Below are 20,797 nucleotides of genomic sequence, written 5' to 3' on the forward strand. Positions count from 1 at the left end.
AGTAAAAAAGCCCGTACTGGGCGGGCGTTCTCGCTAAAATTTTGTGATTGATATTTTGCCGGGCTCACACTGAGCAGTCATAATGCCCAGCTTCGTGCAGTGTGAAAAATTTTACAAAGGAATGAAATGAACCCTCTAAATACCAGGGCGTCATATGTAATAGTTTGCATGTGCCTTGCAGTCAGTTTTCTGTCTCTCATCTACAGCACAAATATTCACAGCGATATTCTATTCATGAAGTATCTGCTTGATGATATTTCGTCTGGTGGAAATTGGTCTGATTGGAGATTTTCCCCAGCTCCTAGTTACTTTCCAGACTTAATCATTTACACTTTCGCCTATGCCACAACCAACCTTGCTCCAGTGCAAATAGTACTTACAACAGCGGCTCAAGCAACAATAATCACATTTTTATCAATAGGGCTGATCAACCGTTTAAGCCCGCACGCTTCGCCATCAGCAAAGGTTGTTCTGGTAGCGTTGAGCCTGATTTGTGTGATTACCACGAGCCAATACACGCTTGATTCACGAATTGGCATATTCTTTGGGTCAAACAATATACAAGTTCCGACTTTGATATCGAGCCTTGCCATGCTATGGCTCACCCTATCGCTGCTTGAATCAAAGTCAACACCTAAAGTAATAGCGTTTCTAGTGATTGGAGCGCTGGGCTACGCATCGTCGGCGATTTTCATTATCTGCTTTACACTTCCTTTTATAGCAACGTTATCCGCTTTGGCAATCCGCAGCAAGCTACATAACGATAGTGAAAATTTAATGCGAATTTTATTCGTGCTAACACTATTCGTAATTTCTCAAGCTGTAGGCTATGCAATTGGTAAGGCAATAACATATAACTCGCCGCTCGATGGACGAGTCCCGCTGTCAATTGGGGGGGCAAAGTCATCTGCCGCGCAATTACTCAAGGCAACTCAGTTCATTTTTGATCCAGCTGCTTCGTTTGCGTTCTTCACAGCTATATGCTTTTTTATCGCGTTTCTTTATGCGATAGCGAAGTGCATAAAAATAATGCGTCGGTTAATCGGAGAGTTGACAAACGAAGCGATATCCATACCTGTCCAGGTCATTAGCTTGTTCTTTCTATTAACCATCGCATCATCAATTTTTGGCGCGATCCTCTCGGGCGGCTTCATTGATAAATTCGGTTATCGGTATTTTGAGACATTCATAGCGCTGTCCGCGATCCTATCTGTTTACTTCATAGAAAAAACATTTGGTGTAAAAACAAAAGCCTACTCGGCAATTTGCATTGCTCTCTTTTCGGTTTTGATCACTGCCGCCGCTCTCATTTCTCTGGAGCGTGGCCGAAGCCTGCCTTTCTCGGAGCTTCTGGAGCACGGTGCATTCAAAGACCAAGAGCAATCAACCGCAAGCTGCTTGGATAACCTAATAAGCGGTGGCGTGCCACTAAAAGCCGGCATAGCCGATTACTGGATGTCTCGCGGCGTGATGTTCTACGCAAAAACTAATATTTTCATAAGTCAATCAACCGACCAGCTCAGTCCATTTTTCTGGATATCGTCTATTGGACCTATAAGGCAGCCGGAAAAATACAACGCATCCGTTTATAACTTTGTTATCGCCGATAATGGAGCGCTGGGGCGCATCATGGGGTTTGATACTGAAAGTCTGAAACAAAAAATTCCTGCAGGCTACGAAGTATTTTCGTGCTCGGGCACTACTTCAGAGGTTTTTTATTACACCGGCAGCGAACTCGATTTGCGCGTAAAAGATATTCAAAAGAAGTTTATATTTTCAGAGTTTGGCCATGGATCGGCAACGTTCTCCGGCGCCGAGCTACCGGGGCTCATTGGTCAGGTAGACGGAACAGGTCGTTCAGCTTCTGCTCACGACGGTAGCGGCATTCTTGCCTTCGGGCCCTATATCTCATTGCCGCGTGGAAAGTACACTGCGACCCTGGAGTTCAGCGCTGATCATGAAGGCGACGCCGCTCCCGGCAGAATAGAGATCGGTCGATTCGATGAAAAAAACCGAGCCATTCTATACAGCGGTGATCTGCCGAAGAACCGAAACTCGATAGACATGGAGTTCTCCATTCCGGGCGGAACTCTCGATCGAATCGAAGCGCACGTGATTTTTAATGGTGTTGGCGACCTGACAATTCACAATCTCAGGTTCGCCGGGGATCAGTAACAAATCCCCGTCTACAGACGTAGCATGCACTCATGAGGTGTAAAGAATGCATGCTGCAAACCCCATTGACGGTTATTTCAGACAGTCGTCTCATGGGGCAGATAGCCCAAGTGAATGCAACTTGATCAGCAGTGCTCTCGGCGCGAGCCTCCCCCCGCAGGGTGCGTGCAAGGACGTCGCGGTCTTTTTCGGTCTCGGTCATCGATTTTCTCCAGGCACAAAAAAGCCGGCGTGTTTTTATTCCCCCCAGTCGGGAATACATAGTTAGGGCTTTTCAGGCGATTTCCACTTTCGATACCCCTCTATTGAGGGGTATTTTTTGAAATAGAAACGCTGAAGCTATACCGTGATTCTGCATAGCATGCAGCAGGGACGCCGTTCTATGCAGAATCTGGCTGCTCTCAAAGTCAGCCTGTCGGCCTGATCGCCTTCCATTGCCGCCTTGTGCGTAATTGCATTCCATCTGACCAGCCAATTGCATTGGTGCTGACCATGTAGTGGTCTAATGAAACCGGACACCCATTTAGGCGAGAATGCTCGCCAGATCGAGGTGTCAGATGACCAAACAACGCCGCTCCTTTACTCCTGAATTCAAGCGCGAGGCTGCCGACCTTGTGCTCAAACAAAACTACAGCTACATCGAAGCCAGCCGTTCACTCGGCATTGGTGAATCGGCATTGCGCCGCTGGGTTGACCAGATTCAGAAAGAACATAAAGGCGTCACCCCGCAGAGCAAGGCACTGACTCCGGAACAGCAAAAAATTCAGGAGCTGGAAGCCCGAATTGCTCGGCTTGAGCGAGAGAAATCAATACTAAAAAACCGCCTCCCCCGGCGCTCCGCGGCCCATTGGATTAGAAACACTGCGTTCTACACTGATCCTACTGGACAGTGGTCGCTGGCTTTTTGGAGGCTTAGACCCCGTCAAAAAACTTGACCCAGGGGAAGCTGCGGACCCGTTAGTGGTGGCACGTTCCGTGACCCCGTTTAGGAAGGTGATTTGATCCGAGTCCCCGTTCAGTTCAACTTGACTGGAGGTGCTCATGAAAAAGCATGATCTGAAGCAGCGTGGGTTACCGGTTATTCATGATTACGCAGCCGGCATTGATATTGGCTCACGCTTTCATGTGGTGGCCGTTCCTGCAGACCTGGCCAAAGAATCCGTTCAAACTTTCCAGGCCTTCACTGCCGATCTCGAGCGCATGGCCAACTGGCTGGTAAGTCTTGGGATAACGACGGTCGCCATGGAATCAACAGGCGTTTACTGGATTCCGGTTTACGAAATACTGGAAGCGCACGGCCTTCAGGTCGTACTCGCCAATGCGCGTGATGCCCGTGCGGTGCCAGGACGCAAAACCGATGTGAATGATGCACAGTGGATTCAACGACTTCATGCATGCGGGCTGCTTCGAGCCAGCTTTCACCCAGATCGTGAGATTTCGGCTTTGCGCAGCTATTTGCGGCTGCGGGAGCGTCATCTCGATTATGCCGCGGCGCATATTCAGCACATGCAAAAAGCTCTCACGCACATGAACCTGCAATTGCATCACGTCGTGGCCGATATCACCGGCTTGTCGGGGATGCGGATAATCCGCGCCATCGTCGCAGGCGAGCGCAGCCCCTCCTCGTTAGCGGCGCTGAGTGACAAGCGCTGCAAGGCGGGCGTTGATGTGATTGAGGCATCGCTGGTCGGCAACTACCAGCCCGAGCACATTTTCGCTTTGACGCAGGCGCTGTCCATGTATGACGCTTATCAAGCGCAGCTACTGGTTTGCGACCAGCAGATTGCACAAACGCTGATTAAGCTCTCGCAGGAAAAGACACTGCCCGCTGAGCCGCTACCAAAACCACGGCATAACACTCGGCAACCCAACGCGCTGAATTTCGATGTACGTACCTTGCTCTATCAACTGGTCGGTGTTGATCTGACCCAGATCCACGGCATCGGCCCCTACCTGGCTCTTCGGCTGGTCGCCGAGTGCGGCACGGATCTGAGTCGATGGCGGACTTGCCACCATTTCACTTCCTGGCTCACTCTTGCGCCCGGCTGTCGCATCAGTGGCGGCAAAGTACTTTCGGCCCATACCCGCAAGACCAAAAATCGAGTGACCGCCCATCTGCGCTTAGCCGCTGTGACCGTCGGCAGAACGAACACGGCATTGGGTGCGTTTTATCGGCGTCTTGCGGCTCGAATCGGCAAAGCCAAGGCCGTCACAGCTACAGCCCGAAAGATCGCGATCCTGTTCTATAACGCCATGCGTTTCGGCATGAATTATCAAGACCCAGGAGCCGATCACTATGAGCAAAAATATCGCGAGCGAGTCGTCAAAGGCCTACACCGACGCGCGGCTGAGTTTGGTTTTACACTGCAACCAGTGGAGGGTGTTTCTTAGGAAGGCCATCTGCAACAGCGTGTCCAGTCTTGCCGCCGCCATCCCCCAGCATCCGGCCGCACGAAATCCAGTCGGCTGGATGCCGATGCACCATGGACTTTGCTTGGTCGGTGGCAACACCAGTGAAGTCGAAGACAATAGTTCGGTAGGGGGCTGCCACAACGGCGGTCCTCAAATTGGACCACTGAACTCGAAGAAATATGGCCCTGTGCCCGGGGGTAGCCGAAACTGTGTACGCTGCCGCTGGTTCGTGACCGAGCCGCACCATCTGCCTGCACTGACCGCCCACTTTAATACGCTCGCCTACCACTTCGATGAGGCGCATAACGCCTGTATTGCCCATGAAAACACGCTGCAAGACTTGAAAAAACAGAGGGCCGACGCTGAGGAAAAAAACCAACCTTTTATGCGGCTCGATGCATACCGGCAGGCAGAGCGAGCATGGGAAAGAAGCATGAAACGCTTCAGCGACCTTGCCGAGGACTTGGTAGCTTGCTGGCGCCTCATTGATCGCTGCAAGGCCGCCCTCGATGCGCCGCATGGCGATGGTACGAGATTAGTCGCCGTAGGCACGGTGGGTGATGTGAATATCGCCTTCGAAGAAACAGAGTCGGAGTTACTCCAGTTGGCCGGTGTCTGCGAAAGCGTTGAAGTCTACCCCGACTTGGAACCGGGCAAGGCCGTGTTCCGCCGCAGTCAGTTACTCGACGCGGTCCTTTACCACGAGAACCTGCCCCCCGTGTTCATGCTGTTGAGCGAACAGGAGCAACTACTCGCCGGTAACGCATTCATGCGCCACCTTGCACAGAAGCTGAACCCGGCGAATGCTGCGCTTGGCCAACGCCAGGTGATTCATTTGATTGATGCGGGCGTGAGCCTCAGCCGCCACTTCGATATGGACCTCTCTACGCTGCTACCTACGACAAATCACGTTCATGCGGTTACCACCAGGCATCAGATCTTCGCGGGGGACGGAACATGAATGGCAAAACGGACATCCACCCGGACGCAACCCTGGAGGTGTTGCTCGCCAAGGGTGGGCGCTCGAATCGGCGCGCGAACCTGGCGAAGATGCACGAGCTTTGCCGTAAGCATCATGAGACCGGCTCCCGAGAGTTCTCGTTGCCAGTTATCGGTCGTCTGGCAGAAGCCGAAGGCATCATGAAGGGCCGAGCGCTTTACAACGCTCAGTCTGCTGACTATCGGACGCTTATCGAGATCTGGGCTGCCTACGCCGGCCCACCTGTACCAAAGCCGCCGAAACCGTTGGCAAGCCATCAATACTTGATGCGTATCGAGGACCCAGCTATCCGCTCCATCATGCAGGCCATCATTGCAGAGCGCGACAGGCTCAAGGCGCAAATAAACGTATTGAAAGCCAACACACAAGTGACCGTTGACCGACGCCCGCTCGGAGCAACAGTGGCGTACGCCCCCGGCTCGCAGTCAGTTACCGTACTCGCTATGACTGCGCAGCTCACGCCATCGGAGCGCGAGGCGCTGGAGAAAGCAGTGTCGGCTAACTACCTGGAAGAGCGAGGCCTACGAGAAGGTAGCCACGGCGAAATAATAAATGAGCGTGGCCGGCCGGTGTTTGAGGTTGGGTTCGCTCGAGCGATTCGCAAAGTGCTTGGCAACTGACCGTAGCAATGAAAAAGCGCCGACATTCCCGTCGGCGCTCACAAGTAACGATGTATTCTGATGTAACGATACATCGTTAGCTCAGGCGGGCAAAACCCTTGTACCTGCTGGCTTCAGAGCTTGCTTCCCCTGAAGTATGTAGAGCCAGGGTATAAGTCTTTGATGCCGGCCTCGGGAAGATCTGCAGCAACTGTTGCACGGCTCCTAAGATAAGCGCGAAACCCGCACAGCCTAAAAGGCCGGAGCAGCAGGTCCGCTTACATGGCTTTCTGACTTCCAGCCAAGTTGCCCTTATCCGACTCCCGCTCACTCAGCATTTGCTCAAGCAGTTGCTTGAGCAAAACAGGGTCGTCAGGAAGGTCTTTGGGCATGGAAATCATGCCCTGGATTATACCGAATCAGGCGACGAATCGAGGCGTCAAAACTTGATGCGGACGGTTGCGCCACAAATCAAAACCGTCCAATAACCAGTTGAGTTCTTGAACCGTCAGCACGATGGCTTCATCCGAACAATCCGGCGATGTTTTGAAGCGCTCGGATTCCAGGCGCTTTAGCCAAAGGCAAAAGCCGTTGCGCTCCCAATACAAAATCTTCACTCGGTTGCGAGGCTTGTTGAGGAACACGAAAAGCACCGGGTCAAACACCGCGACCTTGATGTCCAGTTCGACCAGAGCGGCTAGGCCGTCGATGGATTTTCGGAAGTCGACAGGCTTGGGATAGAGATAGACTTTTTCGACTTTTGCGTCGGGACGCATCATGAGGTGCGGGCTCCGGAAAAGAATCAGGAGCACAGCATCGAGGATCAGGTGACGGCTTTGAATGTGGGATTTATGGAGCGCTGACACAGTTTCTATCCAGTTACAAAGCTTGCCCACGATCAAACCTGGACTGTCTCGCTAGACAGTTTACAGTTTGTATCAGGTGTTATAGTTTTTGAAGCAGAAAAAAGGGTGTCTGTGATAGACACCCCTGAGTTTTAGGCCCTGTACTAATAAGTTTCCTTCGTTTGTGCTCCGGGAACACAACTATTAGTTAGCCAGTCGTTCTATCGTCAAAGTATGGATTGAAAGATTTCCTGATTGATACCAGGTGCGGACCTCAAGATTTCTGATGAAACGCTCCTGTATATCGAGGAGGGTCTCTATTTTAACTTCTTTGCCGGGGGTGAGCCCTGTCTTGGCGAGCGTTACTACTGCGTTGCTTGAGTCAGTGCCTTGAATGTCCGTATAGCCGAGGTCGTTACCTTCTCCAGAGATCGATAACTCGACTCGATACTTCCCTTGAGGCAGTTCCATGTAGGGGCCATAAGAAATGAAGCCAGAGGCTGTTTTGCCCTGTTCGGCTATACGCTTCCCACCTCGGTGTTTACCTACCAGTCCTGTCAGTTCGTCGCCTTTCCATTCGAATTTTTCAAGGCACGCACCGCTGCTATCAAATTTTAGATGTTTGCAATTGGTGTCAAACTTGTATTTGATGGGCGGTTGTTCGACTCGCAGCAGCCAGCCCTGCCAGCAGAAAAATACAGTAATAATCACCGAAAGTGCAAAAGCAGACTTTCGAAGAGGTAGATTGGTAATCGCTGCGATAAACGGAATGCAGAACAGAAATAGTCCACCAGCTTTCATGTATCCTGTGAAATTCCATATTACGGTATCGCCAAAGCAGAGATACAGTAAGCAAAGCGTAAGCGTAAATGCTCCCGCAGTATTTCTTACGATATGACCCTCAAGGACGGATTTCACAGGTTTCGTTTTAGCAATGACTAGCATTGTCCAGCCCAGCAGTATGGCGAACAGTGCGACACCAATCCCGGCTATGTAGGAATACCATCCGGTTGGTGTGTTCGGGTAATTCCCCTGGAGACCGGGAACTAAATGAATCAGGAGGCTTTTCAGTGGTAACCCGAGAACAGAGGCGCTTTGCTGCGCAGGTGTCTGCGTGAAATGCAGTCTGATGAAAGAATGCCAGGCAACGAAGATGATGAGAGGGCAGAGCAGGAATAATAGATCTGTATAAGGTCTGATCGATTTTTTATTGATGTAACGATCTAGAATTTGCGCACCGAAAAAGAGCGCAGGGAAGGCTATATAGGCCTCTCTCGACAAGCAAGCAAAGGTAACGGCGATCGCGTAAACCAGATATTTTTTCTGGTGGGCCGACACCATTGCGATAATGAGCAACGCATCAGCAGCACCATCCGGAAGCCCGTTCAACAGGGTGATTTGGGTTCCCATGCCTACCGACCAAGGCAAGATCCAATACGCCGGTACACCTTCTTTTATGAAAAAGCGTGCAGCTACTGCGGTACCAAGCAGGATTAGCAAGAAGTGAGTCAGATAATAGATAAAAGGACTAACCCAATCCTGAAAAAGTACCAAGGACAGCAGTTTCGAGAGTATTGGGATGCCGACTCGCTGATAGCGATAGGCATCGGCATCGATGTGGCTCGCAGTATCTTTTTGCGCGAACAAATCATTGGCGATGTAATAGTAAAACTGACCGTCCCAGCCCGAGTTCCACTCATCCAGATAGAGAGGTGTAACTCCGCGCTCTTTGATAGCTTCGGGCATGCCCCAACGATCTGCCTGCATCAGGAAGTGATCAAAGTTACCATTGAGGGGGCCTTTCACGTAGGTTGCCATGGTGTAAATGCTCACCATGGCTGTCAGTAATACGCATGCAATAATGGATAAATATAGTTGGCCCGTCAGGCGCTTACTTTTCATCATTTAAACCTCTTCTGTACTTCTCGGCGTCCCAGTCGATCAGCTCGGAGATCTGCATATTGGTCAAAGTCGACAGTTGTGCACCGTCATTCAGTTTTGTCATGACGTCGTAATAGCAAATCAACTGCGCGATTTTTGCCTTGTTCATTGTCTCTCTGGCGAAAGTCCCCAGGCCACGGACAAAGATGACGTCCGGCAATTCTGCTTCCTGTTCCAAAGAGGATTTCGCTTCTTCAAGCGATTCGAACAGCCGCGGGTGTGGGCCAAGAAAAACAACATGATCTGGATAAAGCGCCCAGTTGTCCGTCAGGCGATCCACCAGCGATGGAGTGATCGCAACTTCATGGAGTTTGGCTAAACCGATGGGGTTGAACTCAGCGCCATTGGCCAGACGTAGCGAAGTATCAGGTGTACTGATTTGGGCTGATACTGCAGGCGTCGCGAAGAAGTGAGTCAGGTGATGAAGGGTTTTACTGAGCTCTTCAATGCTGTCACCACCAATGATGACGCCATGGTTCCTCAGGAAGACCACGCGGGTGCTCGTGGTGCCATCCAGTTGGTTCGCAACGGCTTCTGCTAGTTCGGCTCCTGGTTTGCAGTATTTAACGGTGCGCGAGTTAAGTGACTTGTCCAAAGCGGGGTAGTTGGTGTGATCGAAGTCTTTGCGAACCAGATGTGCGAGTACTTCGATCGCGTGCACGTGGACCACGATGCGATGGGGCATCAAGGCGTGCAGCAGTGTCTCGATAGATGGTTTTAGTGGAGTGCTCGTGGCCGTTTGCGGTACGACGGCATAGTCTCCGTTTTTCAGTGCTTTGGTCAGGTGGTCGAGTTGTACGGGTACAAAGATATCTTTGTCGCCAGCATCGGCCAGCCAGGTACCCGATGCCTTGATCCACAGAATATCGTTCTCTTTCCAGGACACATTACCGCCAGCGCCTTGCACGATCAGGGGGTCTTTACCGATTTCAGAGCAGAACTGACGAACCGATTCATGCAAGCTCATTTTTTACTCCAAGTCTGGAAATCAGGTGGCGCAAATCGCGGAACTCTGTAAATGCGGCGTCTGGGGCGTTTTCATCCGTACCCAGAGGTGTGCCGCTATGAATCTTTTGCAAGGTCACCGCATTTATCTGTTCGCGGCCACCTCGGATGTCATTGATTGGATTGTCGCCAATCATCCAGATGCAATCGCCTTTAGGGCGCATTTTTTCCAGGGCGATTTCAAAGGGGGCTGCGTGGGGCTTGTCGAAGCCGGCTTCTTCACTGGTCACGATGTAATCGAAGTAATGATCGAGCCCGAAGTAGACCACCTTGCGGAACTGGATCTGGGCTGTCAGATCGGTAACGATGGCGGTAGGAATGCCTAGCAGTCTCAGGTCGTCCAACAAGTCTTTTACTTCATCGAACAGCACGGCGTTGCTGAGGAAGGTGCGCCAGTAGGTCTGTTCGAAATCCAGAGCCAGTAGCACTTGAGAACCCAGGCCCATGATCTCGAGCATGCGCTGCAGGTACAGAAGACGGCTATGGGACGACGCGGTGTGTTCCAGGCGAGTTTTTACCTGTTGACGTGCTTCCTTGAAGGCTGCGTCAAACACTTCCGGTTTGATGGAAAAGGTATTGACCACTTTGTCCCTGACGGCTTGCTGTGCAGCGGCATGTGCCGGATCGTAGGGGTACAGCGTATTGTCGGTGTCGAACAGTATGGCGTCGGGGAGGCGATTGAATCGCTCAGGTGCAAAAATCTTCACTATATAAACCGTTTTGTCAGTGCTTGGTTGATATGGGAGAGGGTAATCAGTTGCATTAGCCCCATGACGCCGTCTTGCCATTCTGGTTTTATGTCGAGGAATTCGAAGACGCGTGGGCAGATCATCCGCGCGGCCATTTCGATGTCCTGGGCCGATGTTTCGCCCTCTATGGTCAGCTCGACTTCATTCGCGTCGTTACGTGTTGACATGTCGACATGCAGACCGCAAACACCAACCAGTACTCGGGTGAGCGAGAGTTCGTTCAGGCCGTTACGTGAGCGCGCTACGATCTTGAAGTGCAAGGGGTGGTTTTTTCCGGCCCCCTCCAGAATGCGCGGATGAATGGGCTGCAAGGACAGCACCAGGTCTGCATACGCTGCTTGTGGGCGGATAAAACGTGCCGAGTCCGGCTCTCTGCGTTCAAAGGAGGCCAGCACTTTCTCTTCGGTGTGTCCGCGTTGATGTACATCGCGCTGGAGCTTGAAATGGCGTCTCAGGCTTTCATCGATGTCTAGGTAAACACTCAGGTTGTAGCATTCTCGAAGAATCGGCATGTACAGCGCGTGCAGGCCGCTGGCGATGATAAAGTCATTACTCTTGATCATGAAGGGGCGGCTCATGCGGCCGGTTTGATGATCGTAGTGCCGGGAGTGGATATTCTTCGAGTCGGTCAATGCCACTAGGTCATTGGCGAAGCCTTCGAGGTCGTTGGCCATGGGGTTCAGGTGAGTCATGACCTGCCACATGGGTTTTTGACGGTCCCACAAATGGTAGTCATCACCGGAAAGGGTTGTGACCGAGTGGCCACCAAACAGCCCTTTTATCGCATCCGAATAGGTATCCTTGCCTGCGCCAGAATCGCCGGCCACGCCGATGACGAATGGTTTGCGGCTGAGGCGGAAGTAATCGTTGCGGCTGACGGACTCTCGCCAGATTCGAATGGCCAGAACTACGCCTGTCGCGACCATCGCTGTGTGAACCAACGATGACAGTTTGCCGGCGAACAACCATTGGCTGGCCGCTTGCGGCAGCCATGAAGTCTGCTCGACGATCAGTTTGGCGTCCGGGGTAATCAGTAGAGCGCTCACCACATAGAGCAGCGAGAAGATCCCGGTGATGGCGACCGCAACCCGGTTGCTGGCTGCCTGATAGGCCACCAAGGATGGGATGGCCCAGATAAACCATCCAGGAGACGCCGGCGTCATCAGGACAACGAGCAGGAAAACCAGGCCGAGCATGGAGTGGAAGAGCTCGAAGTTCGGACGTTTGATCCGCCAGGCAGCATAAAGCATCAGCAAGTAGGCGAGGGGCACTACGTAAAGGAGGGTGGTATCTCCGATGCTGAATGCCAGCTTGTAGACTTTCCCTATTTCCGGGTTGTTGAAGAGCATGCTGACGCCTGCGCTGGACAACAGAAATGGCAGGATCGTCACTGCTGCGCCCACGGCCAAGCCGATCAACAAACGTGGCAGATGCTGGCGCAGAGATCGGTTGTGTTGCAGGTAGATCAGGAAAAACGGTAGTGCCAGCACCATGCTCAGCTTGGCCGAGATCGCAGTGACAAATATGAGCCCTGTTAGTATCAGTCGTGCACGCTTGAGGAAGTAAAGTGATCCTGCAAGCAAGAGTACCGGGATGAGGTCGTTGAACCCGAGTACATAGCTACCAACGATCACGATCGGCGACAGCCAATACACTGCGATCAGCAATCTATCGCGGTTGGGAACAATCTTTCTGAGTGCGTTCAGAAGCAGGAGGTCTGCGCCAATCAGTGTCAGGCCGTAGCCAAGTATCAGAGGGAGCGAGAGCGCCTTGCATAGCAAAATCGCGGGCAGGAAAGCCGCCCACATGACATAGCCATAGGGGAACGCAGTAATTGCGCCACCTTGATCCAGCCATGTTCCCCACGGGTTCAGTGTCAGCGTGTTGGTGCTGGTGTCCAGGAATGGCAGATACCACTCGGTCACTGGTGTGGGGGCTATCCATAGTACAAGTACAAGACGAAGCACCAACCCGATCAAAAAGGTCGGGTGGCAAAGAAGCTTTATATTCATTCGATCGCAGCCAACGTTTCCCAGAGGTCCGGTCGTTTGGTGCAAACCGCTTCGGCAACGATATTCCGGTCAGCTAATAGTTTTACCAGCATTGGAATCTCTGTTTCGGCGTTGCGGCCTTGGAGTTCCGGGGATACCAGGCACAGTTTGAAGCCCGCATCCTGCAATCGCTTGGCGTCGTCATGGCTGAGTGGGAATTGGGTGAAGCAATCAACCCACACCCAATCAACCTTGCCTGCCAGCGTCAGTGCCGTTTCAATCGATTCGAATTCGGACACACGGACGGCGCAACGGCGTTCGCCGGCTTTGGACCACTTGATCAGGAAAGGAAAGGACTGATCAAGGAAGAAGTAATCTTCGATCCCCTTGTCTTTCATTAGCGCGATCAAGCGTGCTTCCAGGCCTTCTTCCTTGACGTTCAGAATCAGTGTTCCGTGCCGATAGTCGGCAATCCACTCGTCAAACGATTCACCTGGTACGCAGGGATCGTGGTGGATAATCAGGTCGTTACCGTAGCTGCGGATATCGACTTCAATGCCATATTTTCCTTCGGTGGCATTGAGTTCCTGACGGGTGTTACGCCGATGCGAGATGAGTTTCATGTCCTTAGACTCTTCTTAAGTTGCAAACTGAAATCAACAGTTCTGCGAATGAATTTTCTTTTGGCTGCCCAGTTCACGTTCCAGTGTGAAACGCCGTGGGCGCGCTCACCAAAACGCACAGCAAACCGATAAACCTTCAAACCCTGCATGTGGGCTTGGTAATACGCATATAGGTCGAGTGCAAAATCCGATGGGGCTGCCTGCCAGCGCTGGAAAAAGGCTTTGGAAAACATGGTGGGCTGAGCGTTTATATCCCACATCGGTTTGCCGAGCAGAACGGTTTCGAAAACGCTCATGCCGAAGGTGAACACGACATCGGCCAATGGTCGGCCGAAGCGACGTCCTTTTACGAAAATGTCTGGCCCATGCTGGTCAAAGTACGCAAGGCCACGCAACGCATCCATCGGGTCGGTTTGCAGATCTGCATGGGTCCAGCCGAGAATCTCGCCTTCAGCTGCACGCAGGCCGGAAAGAATGCCGAAGCCATAACCTTGATTGACCTCGACCCGAACGCTTCTGCATCCGGGGTAGGACGGCAACAGGCGCTCTAAAACCTGCGGACTGTCATCGGTGGAGCCATTGTCGACCAGAATCACCTCTACGCCAGGTTGTTCGACCAGGCCTTTGCAGCGTTCCAGCAGCAGTGGCAAATTGGCCGACTCGTTGTAGCAGGGGATGATTAGCGAAAACTTCATGACTTCTCCGTAAGGTTGCTAGTCTTGAACACGAACAACTTCATTCCAAGGAAGTTGAGAACGGCCGATACACCCGTGGCAATCAAAAATGCAACCGGGACTGCAATGGACAGTGTGCTGAGTAACGCCAGGCACCCGGCATTAACCAGAACGTTGGCGCCCAATGTGATCGCATACAGCAGGACAAAGCGCCATACGCTGCCAGGCGCGTGATCCTGGTGGCCGAAAGTCCACACCTTGTTGGCAAAGTACGCAAACAGGGTGCCGGTCAGAAAGCCGACTGCTTTGGCCTGATCGACAGTCATCCACTCAGTCCAGACCAGGCCGCGATAGGTCAGGAAATCGATCAGGACAGTCAGCGAGCCTACGACCAGAAAGACTGCAAGCTCACGCTTGATCATGCTGTTGTGCCTGGCAGCGCGGGCACCATCGCTTGATAGCGAGACTCCAGTCCGGCAATGGCGTCTTGCGGGATTCGACCATCGTTCTGCAGCCGATAAGGGTGACCTGCCCACTTGTGGAAACAGGACTGCCAGTATTCGAAAGTACGCAGGTCGTTCGGGGTACCCCATGACAGGAAACTATCGACTTCGAACAGTTCGCAGCGCAGACCCGATTCGATGGCATCATTAATCGTCGAGTCAATGTAGAACTCGCCATTGATACGACCGTCACGCTGAATCAGCCGCGAAACCACATTCCGGAAGTCTTCTGCGCGGCGGAATGTGAAGGTTCCCAGTACGATCGGATCTGTCGCCGGGGATTCAAGTGGGGTCTTCACGGAGATTCGACGAATCCGACCGCTCTCGGCATCGATCCAGCCAAACATTTGCGGATGACGGATAGCATTTGCATGCCCTCTCGCGCCCCACACAATCACGTCTATCTCTGGGTTGTCGACCAAGGCCTGAAATGCCTGTTCATCATAAAGGGCGCCGTTGTCGCAGGCACCAAAGGTAATAGGGCCTTGAACATCCGTGACGGCACGCTCCAGAGCCTCTAACCCGAGCAGCGCGGTGCAGGCTTGGCCTTCCGTTACTTGCGGGATTGTTTCAATCACGGTGCCGGGGAATACACGCTCAAGTTCTTTGGCGATCTCGGCGTAACCGGGCATGTCCTGGCGAAGAACGAAGGCGTGGTGTTCGGCTTTGGGCAAGTCCCCAGTGGCTTGGGTGACCATGGGTTTGCCTGACACCGGGATCAGTGGCTTGGTCAGTGCATAACCCTCATTTACAAAGCGCTGGCCCATTCCCGCCATTGGGATCACAAGGGCGCCTGTCGGGGAAGTCTGCGAATGTTTCAATTGGCGGTTCATCGTTTCAAAAGCCGCCGACCAGCCGTTGTATTCCCGGACGTCATCCGGCGTACCCCATTGCATGAAGTGCTGGAGGGGGTACACCGCGACGGACTGTTTTTCCGCGAGTAGAGGTTTGTAGGCCAGGCTGACGTAGTATTCGCCACCGACATTGAGTTGTTGGTCCATGGTGTTGCGGAACGCTTCGCTCATGGTTTTGCCTGAGTCGAAGTAATAAGTCCCACTGGATGCGAACTCTTCCATGCGATTGTCGGTGTAGGGTTGCTTCTCTTGAATGTCCTGCACCCAACCCTGCGTTTCGCGGATGTAGGCATAGTTCGTGCTACCTAGGGTGTGCGGGTGAAAGCCTTTATAGGCAGGGATTGCACCGACGCATGCCGTAGTCTTTACGAATTGCTTGAAATGCTGCCAATCCCAGTAGCAGGTAAAATCGCAATAGTTAACGATCACCGGGCTGTCGGGTTTTATCAGGTGCTCTACCTGGCGCACGGCATGGATCGGCCCGAGTTTATGAGCCGGAATGCCAATAACCTGACCAGTAGGGCAGTAATGCCGCAGGATAGAAGCCATGCGGTATTCAGGGTTGTCCAAGTGGTCCTGATTGCAAATAAAAATAAAATCCGTTTCACCGGGAAACATATCTATGACATGCCCAATGATTGGCTTGCCGTCTATTTCAATAAGGGGCTTGGGCACTGTGTAGCCGGCCCGGCGGAAGCGCTCGCCGAAACCTGACATTGGAATGATTATCTGCACAAAATACTCGTTTACGTACTGTGTTGACGTTAAGGTTGTGCACAGACATTGTGCCAACCGCGCGACCAATAGCAAAAAGTTGGCATTTTAGTCCGAAGCTGAATGGAGCGTCACCTTTTTTACAGGTAAGTATGGCCAATGTCGGACACTCGAACCTGGTGCTGTGCGGTCGACGCGGCTTACACGAATCCATACCTTGCTTGCCGCTGAACACCCGCTTTGCCGGGATGTCGCGAAAAGGTCCGGTCGAATGGGATCAGCGAAGGCTCCGTGATACTATTCGCGCGATTTTTTGCTTCAGCTGATCCTATGACGGCAGTGCAGGTCTTCCCGCTCAACGCCGAAAGATGCTGGGAAGTGAGGACGTTCAGGAGGCGCCGGGCAAGATCTAAAATATTTGACACGTCATCGACTTTTCTGAAAGTTGCTTAGAGCGTTTACTCCAGTATTTGAAGTTTCGATGCCAAGAAAATCTGTCGAGTGGGTATCTAAAGAGTATCGAAATGAGTTCTAAGTTGGTTCTTGTGACAGGTGGCTCAGGTTTTGTAGGGAAGAGCCTGATAAAAACCCTCTGTATGGATCAGCGGTATAAGCTGATTGCCTCTACGCGCCACTTGTCTGGCAGTTTTCCTTCAGATGTGAGTAGTGTTTCCGTAGGAACACTTGACGGGGAAACAGACTGGCAACCTGCGTTGAAGGATGTCGGAATTGTTGTTCATTTGGCTGCGCGCGTGCATGTGATGCGAGAGTCGGACGCCGATCCGCTAACGGCGTTTCGCAAGGTTAATGTTGATGGCACCCTGAATCTCGCCCGCCAAGCCGCAGTTGCTGGTGTCAAACGCTTCGTTTTTATCAGCTCCATTAAGGTCAACGGTGAAGGTACGCCCTTTGGCAAGCCCTATACCGCCGATGACGTTCCTGCGCCGATTGATCCTTACGGCGTCTCCAAGCATGAGGCCGAGCAAGGTTTGCTCGCGCTCGCTGCCGACACTGGCATGGAAGTCGTGATCATCCGGCCGGTCCTTGTCTATGGCCCGGGCGTAAAAGCCAACATGCTCAGCATGATGCGCTGGCTTTACCGGGGAGTTCCCTTGCCTTTGGGGGCTATAGACAACCGCCGCAGCCTGGTGTCCATCGAAAATCTGGTCGATCTGATCGTCGTCTGTCTGGATCACCCGGCGGCGGCCAATCAGATTTTCCTGGTGAGCGATGGTGAGGATGTTTCGACTACTGGACTGCTGCGCCGCATGGGAGCCAGTTTAGATCGACCTGTTCGGCTTTTACCGGTACCTCCCGGACTTTTGCGATGCATGGCGGTCCTGTCAGGAAAGGGTGCGATAAGCCAACGTCTGTTGGGTTCGCTGCAGGTCGACATCGAGAAAAATTATCGATTACTGGGTTGGTCTCCGCCAGTGACGCTGAACCAGGCGTTACTTTCTACCGCCCGGCATTTTCTGGAGTCCGGTCAAGCATGAGTTTCTGGTGGCTTCTTCTTGTAGCAGGCGCTGCATCGTTCATTCTCACAGCATTACTGCGCCGATACGCATTGGCTCGCAGTTTGATGGATATTCCCAATGCCCGCAGTTCGCACTCTGTGCCAACGCCCAGAGGCGGCGGGGTGGCCATTGTTGTGGTGTTTCTAATTGCATTGTATGGGATGTATTCGCAGGGGCTGGTCGCTTCATCCATATTCTTCGCACTAGCCGGCGCAGGCGCTCTCATAGCTATTATCGGATTTATGGATGACCACGGCCACATCGCCGCCCGTAGGCGCTTGTTGGGGCATTTCGTTGCGTCGATCTGGTTGCTGTTCTGGATCGGTGGGCTGCCCGTCGTTGAGTTTTTTGGGCAGAGTTTCGACCTTGGGTGGTTTGGCCATGTATTAGCAGCGTTTTATCTCGTGTGGCTGCTCAACCTCTATAACTTCATGGATGGTATCGATGGCATTGCCAGTGTCGAGGCGATTTGCGTCTGCCTTGGGGCCTGTCTGCTGTATTGGATGAGTGGTGCGACGGAGTTGATTTGGATTCCATTGTTGCTGGCCGTTTCCGTGGCCGGTTTTTTATTCTGGAATTTCCCGCCTGCCCGGATTTTCATGGGGGACGCCGGGAGTGGATTCCTGGGTATAGTCCTTGGAGGGCTCTCGCTTCAGGCCGCGGGGATTTCTCCCGATATGCTGTGGGGCTGGCTGATTCTGCTTGGCGTGTTTATTGTTGATGCAACGTTCACCCTGTTTCGGCGATTACTCAGAGGTGACAAAGTCTATGAAGCACACCGCAGTCACGCCTATCAGTTCGCCTCCCGTCAGTTTGGCAGCCATTTGGCGGTTACAGCGACCGTATGTGCGATCAATTTGCTTTGGTTGTTGCCTATCTCACTAGGTGTCACGCAATGGGGCCTGAACTCAAGTCTGGGTTTGGTTCTGGCCTATGCTCCGCTGGTTGCGCTGGCCATCAAATTCCATGCGGGTGAGCTTGAAGCATTGCCGCTAAAAAACGGTAACTTCTGAGATTTAGATTTTATTGTGGGCTGTAGGCGTCTATAAGCTTCCACGTACCACTACGTTGATACGGTGGTTAAAGGGAGAAGGCTGAGGTGGTTGAGGATTTCATGGCTAAGATCAGGGCTCGCTTATTAGGGCTTCCGAGGCGTCGTAAGCGACTGATTCAGGTGGTCACAGACATTATTCTGGTCTGGGCGGCTCTGTGGTTGGCGTTCATCGTACGTCTGGGTGTCGATGATATGTACAACCCGTTCAGGGTCCATTTCTGGCTGTTCGTTTGCGCGCCTCTTGTTGCCATTCCTCTATTCATTCGTTTCGGGATGTACCGTGCTGTCATGCGCTATTTCGGCAATGATGCACTGATTGCCATTATCAAAGCCGTCAGCCTTTCTTCGCTCATTCTGGCGCTCGTTGTCTATTGGTACAGTAATCACGAAGCCGTAGTACCGCGCTCTATTGTCTTCAATTACTGGTGGCTCAGCCTTGTCATCATTGGAGGCCTGCGGCTGTGCATGCGCCAGTACTTCATGGGTGACTGGTTCAATGGCGCTGCCCATGTACCCTTTTCCAATCGGGATGACGGCCTCACCAAGGTTGCAATCTACGGTGCAGGCGTAGCCGGCAATCAGCTTGTCGCCGCTCTGCGCATGGGCCGGAGCATGCGCCCGGTAGCATTTATAGATGACGATGCCAGCATTGCCGATCGTTCGATTGCCGGCCTCCAAGTCTACAAACCCAAACATATCCAACAAATGATCGACGAAACCGGCGCGCAGGAAATCCTCCTGGCCCTGCCATCATCGACCCGCGCACGCCGTAGGGAAATCCTCACGCTATTGGAGCATTTTCCCCTACACATCCGTAGCGTTCCAAACTTCACCGACCTGGCCAGCGGCCGGGTGAAGGTCGAAGACATACAGGAAGTGGATATCGCGGACTTGCTGGGACGCGATTCGGTGCCGGCGCAGCCGGGCTTGCTGGAGCGCTGCATCAAAGGCAAGACCGTGATGGTGACGGGCGCCGGTGGGTCGATCGGTGCGGAGCTCTGTCGCCAGATCTTTGTACTCGGGCCGACCACGCTTATTTTGTTCGATCACAGTGAGTTCAATCTCTACAGCATTTTGTCGGAGCTCGAGACTCGCGGTTGTCGGGAGTCTGTCGGCGTTCGATTGCTGCCGATCCTTGGCTCCATCCGCCACCAACACAAACTCCTGGATGTCATGAAGACCTGGAGCGTGGACACGGTCTACCACGCAGCGGCTTACAAGCATGTGCCCATGGTTGAGCACAATATCGCTGAAGGTGTGCTAAACAATGTCATCGGCACGCTTAACACTGCTCAGACGGCTTTGCAGGCGGGTGTTTCGAACTTTGTATTGATCTCCACCGATAAGGCGGTTCGTCCCACGAACGTGATGGGCAGCACCAAGCGTCTTGCCGAATTGACGCTGCAGGCCTTGAGCCGCGAGATCGCCCCTGTGCTGTTCGGTGACAAAGCCAATGTTTCCCGAGTCAACAAGACCCGCTTCACGATGGTCCGTTTCGGCAACGTGCTGGGTTCGTCCGGTTCAGTCATTCCGCTGTTTCACCGTCAGATAAAATCTGGCGGACCGTTGACGGTCACGCATCCGAAAATCACCCGTTATTTCATGACCATTCCCGAAGCCGCACAACTGGTAATCCAGGCGGGTTCCATGGGTCAGGGCGGTGATGTGTTCGTGCTCGACATGGGCGAACCGGTGAAGATCGTCGAACTGGCGGAAAAAATGATCCATCTCTCCGGTTTGAGTGTGCGTTCCGAAAAGAATCTTCAGGGCGACATCTCGATCGAATTTACGGGCCTGCGTCCCGGCGAGAAGCTTTATGAAGAACTGCTGATTGGCGACAATGTATCGGCAACGCCGCATCCGATGATCATGAGCGCTAGCGAGGATCATTTGCCATGGGATGTGCTCAAGGGGCGGTTGACCGAGTTGCTGGTTGCCGTGGAGCAGGATGATTACTCCCGTGTGCGCCAACTCCTGCGTGAAACTGTCAGCGGTTACAGCCCCGACGGGGAAATAGTCGACTGGATCTACCAAGAGCGTCGCCTCGAACCCTGATTGTTTCACATCCGGTAACGGACACATTTTTGACAGGCTCCAGACATCGCCTAAGTTTGGAAGGCGGCTTCGGAAAAGCTGCTTTC

At 52.8% G+C, this 20,797-nt stretch carries 16 protein-coding genes and 2 pseudogenes; 8 read left to right on the forward strand and 10 right to left on the reverse strand.

Going from position 1 to position 20,797, the window contains the following annotated elements; all coding sequences use genetic code 11:
- The first annotated feature begins 234 nt into the window (after nucleotides 1-234).
- Entirely contained in the window at nucleotides 235-2,175 is a 1,941-nt protein-coding gene (locus tag ACM6I5_RS05855) for a hypothetical protein (RefSeq protein WP_414883388.1), read from the forward strand.
- A 100-nt stretch (nucleotides 2,176-2,275) separates the two neighbouring features.
- Here the strand turns inward: ACM6I5_RS05855 and ACM6I5_RS05860 are convergent.
- Nucleotides 2,276-2,377: pseudogene (locus ACM6I5_RS05860) on the reverse strand (cell wall hydrolase); the annotation flags it as partial.
- Nucleotides 2,378-2,732: 355 nt separating this feature from the next.
- Between ACM6I5_RS05860 and ACM6I5_RS05865 the strand changes: the two are divergent.
- The 4 genes and pseudogenes from ACM6I5_RS05865 to gmtX form a co-directional block, all read left to right on the forward strand.
- Nucleotides 2,733-2,993, forward strand: a pseudogene (locus ACM6I5_RS05865) (transposase); the annotation flags it as partial.
- 223 nt (nucleotides 2,994-3,216) lie between these two features.
- Entirely contained in the window at nucleotides 3,217-4,566 is a 1,350-nt protein-coding gene (locus ACM6I5_RS05870) for an IS110 family transposase (protein WP_414883389.1), read from the forward strand.
- Nucleotides 4,472-5,548: a hypothetical protein gene (locus ACM6I5_RS05875; RefSeq protein ID WP_414883390.1), complete on the forward strand. Its 1,077-nt coding sequence runs from the start codon at nucleotides 4,472-4,474 to the stop codon at nucleotides 5,546-5,548. The genes ACM6I5_RS05870 and ACM6I5_RS05875 overlap by 95 nt, the downstream gene beginning before the upstream one ends.
- A complete protein-coding gene (gene gmtX / locus ACM6I5_RS05880) occupies nucleotides 5,545-6,207 on the forward strand; it encodes a gamma-mobile-trio protein GmtX (protein ID WP_414883391.1) in 663 nt (220 codons plus the stop codon). The genes ACM6I5_RS05875 and gmtX overlap by 4 nt, the downstream gene beginning before the upstream one ends.
- Before the next feature lie 398 nt (nucleotides 6,208-6,605).
- Here the strand turns inward: gmtX and tnpB are convergent, their stop codons facing one another.
- The 9 genes from tnpB to ACM6I5_RS05925 all read right to left on the reverse strand — a co-directional run bounded on the left by tnpB (nucleotide 6,606) and on the right by ACM6I5_RS05925 (nucleotide 16,106).
- Nucleotides 6,606-6,965 (reverse strand): IS66 family insertion sequence element accessory protein TnpB, encoded by a 360-nt coding sequence (gene tnpB / locus ACM6I5_RS05885; protein WP_019412232.1) that lies wholly within the window; start codon nucleotides 6,963-6,965, stop codon nucleotides 6,606-6,608.
- Nucleotides 6,966-7,235: 270 nt separating this feature from the next.
- A complete protein-coding gene (locus ACM6I5_RS05890; RefSeq protein WP_414883392.1) occupies nucleotides 7,236-8,936 on the reverse strand; it encodes a hypothetical protein in 1,701 nt (566 codons plus the stop codon).
- Nucleotides 8,923-9,939 carry a class II aldolase/adducin family protein gene (locus tag ACM6I5_RS05895; RefSeq protein WP_414883393.1) on the reverse strand — a complete coding sequence of 339 codons (1,017 nt, stop codon included), beginning with the start codon at nucleotides 9,937-9,939 and terminating at the stop codon, nucleotides 8,923-8,925. The genes ACM6I5_RS05890 and ACM6I5_RS05895 overlap by 14 nt, the downstream gene beginning before the upstream one ends.
- Nucleotides 9,926-10,684 carry an HAD family hydrolase gene (locus ACM6I5_RS05900; RefSeq protein WP_414883394.1) on the reverse strand — a complete coding sequence of 253 codons (759 nt, stop codon included), beginning with the start codon at nucleotides 10,682-10,684 and terminating at the stop codon, nucleotides 9,926-9,928. The genes ACM6I5_RS05895 and ACM6I5_RS05900 overlap by 14 nt, the downstream gene beginning before the upstream one ends.
- Entirely contained in the window at nucleotides 10,684-12,651 is a 1,968-nt protein-coding gene (locus ACM6I5_RS05905) for a hypothetical protein (RefSeq protein WP_414883395.1), read from the reverse strand. The genes ACM6I5_RS05900 and ACM6I5_RS05905 overlap by 1 nt, the downstream gene beginning before the upstream one ends.
- A gap of 83 nt (nucleotides 12,652-12,734) precedes the next feature.
- Complete coding sequence (locus ACM6I5_RS05910; RefSeq protein WP_204149790.1) at nucleotides 12,735-13,340, reverse strand: phosphatidylinositol-specific phospholipase C/glycerophosphodiester phosphodiesterase family protein; 606 nt, start codon at nucleotides 13,338-13,340, stop codon at nucleotides 12,735-12,737.
- Nucleotides 13,337-14,035: a glycosyltransferase family 2 protein gene (locus tag ACM6I5_RS05915; protein WP_204149791.1), complete on the reverse strand. Its 699-nt coding sequence runs from the start codon at nucleotides 14,033-14,035 to the stop codon at nucleotides 13,337-13,339. Before ACM6I5_RS05915 ends, ACM6I5_RS05910 begins: the two co-directional genes overlap by 4 nt.
- The gene (locus ACM6I5_RS05920) at nucleotides 14,032-14,436 is read right to left on the reverse strand and encodes a GtrA family protein (protein ID WP_414883396.1); all 405 of its coding nucleotides are present in this window, start codon (nucleotides 14,434-14,436) and stop codon (nucleotides 14,032-14,034) included. The genes ACM6I5_RS05915 and ACM6I5_RS05920 overlap by 4 nt, the downstream gene beginning before the upstream one ends.
- Nucleotides 14,433-16,106 (reverse strand): sugar phosphate nucleotidyltransferase, encoded by a 1,674-nt coding sequence (locus tag ACM6I5_RS05925; protein ID WP_414883397.1) that lies wholly within the window; start codon nucleotides 16,104-16,106, stop codon nucleotides 14,433-14,435. The genes ACM6I5_RS05920 and ACM6I5_RS05925 overlap by 4 nt, the downstream gene beginning before the upstream one ends.
- Before the next feature lie 503 nt (nucleotides 16,107-16,609).
- Here ACM6I5_RS05925 and ACM6I5_RS05930 point away from each other — a divergent pair.
- From ACM6I5_RS05930 to ACM6I5_RS05940, 3 genes are all read left to right on the forward strand, one after another.
- The gene (locus tag ACM6I5_RS05930; RefSeq protein WP_414883398.1) at nucleotides 16,610-17,581 is read left to right on the forward strand and encodes a UDP-glucose 4-epimerase family protein; all 972 of its coding nucleotides are present in this window, start codon (nucleotides 16,610-16,612) and stop codon (nucleotides 17,579-17,581) included.
- A complete protein-coding gene (locus ACM6I5_RS05935) occupies nucleotides 17,578-18,615 on the forward strand; it encodes an MraY family glycosyltransferase (protein ID WP_414883399.1) in 1,038 nt (345 codons plus the stop codon). Before ACM6I5_RS05930 ends, ACM6I5_RS05935 begins: the two co-directional genes overlap by 4 nt.
- Nucleotides 18,616-18,716: 101 nt before the next feature.
- Nucleotides 18,717-20,711, forward strand: coding sequence for a polysaccharide biosynthesis protein (locus ACM6I5_RS05940; RefSeq protein WP_414883400.1), 1,995 nt, complete (start codon nucleotides 18,717-18,719; stop codon nucleotides 20,709-20,711).
- Nucleotides 20,712-20,797 lie beyond the last annotated feature (86 nt).

It is taken from the genome of Pseudomonas sp. IT-P171, assembly GCF_949767765.1.
Taxonomy (GTDB): Bacteria; Pseudomonadota; Gammaproteobacteria; order Pseudomonadales; family Pseudomonadaceae; genus Aquipseudomonas; species Aquipseudomonas fluorescens_B.

What these genes read in the sequence shown, in the direction of transcription:
- ACM6I5_RS05855 (WP_414883388.1), top strand. Translation starts at nt 235, where the DNA reads ATGAAGTATCTGCTTGATGATATTTCGTCTGGTGGAAATTGGTCTGAT.
- ACM6I5_RS05870 (WP_414883389.1), top strand. Translation starts at nt 3,217, where the DNA reads ATGAAAAAGCATGATCTGAAGCAGCGTGGGTTACCGGTTATTCATGAT.
- ACM6I5_RS05875 (WP_414883390.1), top strand. Translation starts at nt 4,472, where the DNA reads ATGAGCAAAAATATCGCGAGCGAGTCGTCAAAGGCCTACACCGACGCG.
- gmtX (WP_414883391.1), top strand. Translation starts at nt 5,545, where the DNA reads ATGAATGGCAAAACGGACATCCACCCGGACGCAACCCTGGAGGTGTTG.
- tnpB (WP_019412232.1), bottom strand. Translation starts at nt 6,965, where the DNA reads ATGATGCGTCCCGACGCAAAAGTCGAAAAAGTCTATCTCTATCCCAAG.
- ACM6I5_RS05890 (WP_414883392.1), bottom strand. Translation starts at nt 8,936, where the DNA reads ATGATGAAAAGTAAGCGCCTGACGGGCCAACTATATTTATCCATTATT.
- ACM6I5_RS05895 (WP_414883393.1), bottom strand. Translation starts at nt 9,939, where the DNA reads ATGAGCTTGCATGAATCGGTTCGTCAGTTCTGCTCTGAAATCGGTAAA.
- ACM6I5_RS05910 (WP_204149790.1), bottom strand. Translation starts at nt 13,340, where the DNA reads ATGAAACTCATCTCGCATCGGCGTAACACCCGTCAGGAACTCAATGCC.
- ACM6I5_RS05915 (WP_204149791.1), bottom strand. Translation starts at nt 14,035, where the DNA reads ATGAAGTTTTCGCTAATCATCCCCTGCTACAACGAGTCGGCCAATTTG.
- ACM6I5_RS05920 (WP_414883396.1), bottom strand. Translation starts at nt 14,436, where the DNA reads ATGATCAAGCGTGAGCTTGCAGTCTTTCTGGTCGTAGGCTCGCTGACT.
- ACM6I5_RS05930 (WP_414883398.1), top strand. Translation starts at nt 16,610, where the DNA reads ATGAGTTCTAAGTTGGTTCTTGTGACAGGTGGCTCAGGTTTTGTAGGG.
- ACM6I5_RS05935 (WP_414883399.1), top strand. Translation starts at nt 17,578, where the DNA reads ATGAGTTTCTGGTGGCTTCTTCTTGTAGCAGGCGCTGCATCGTTCATT.
- ACM6I5_RS05940 (WP_414883400.1), top strand. Translation starts at nt 18,717, where the DNA reads ATGGCTAAGATCAGGGCTCGCTTATTAGGGCTTCCGAGGCGTCGTAAG.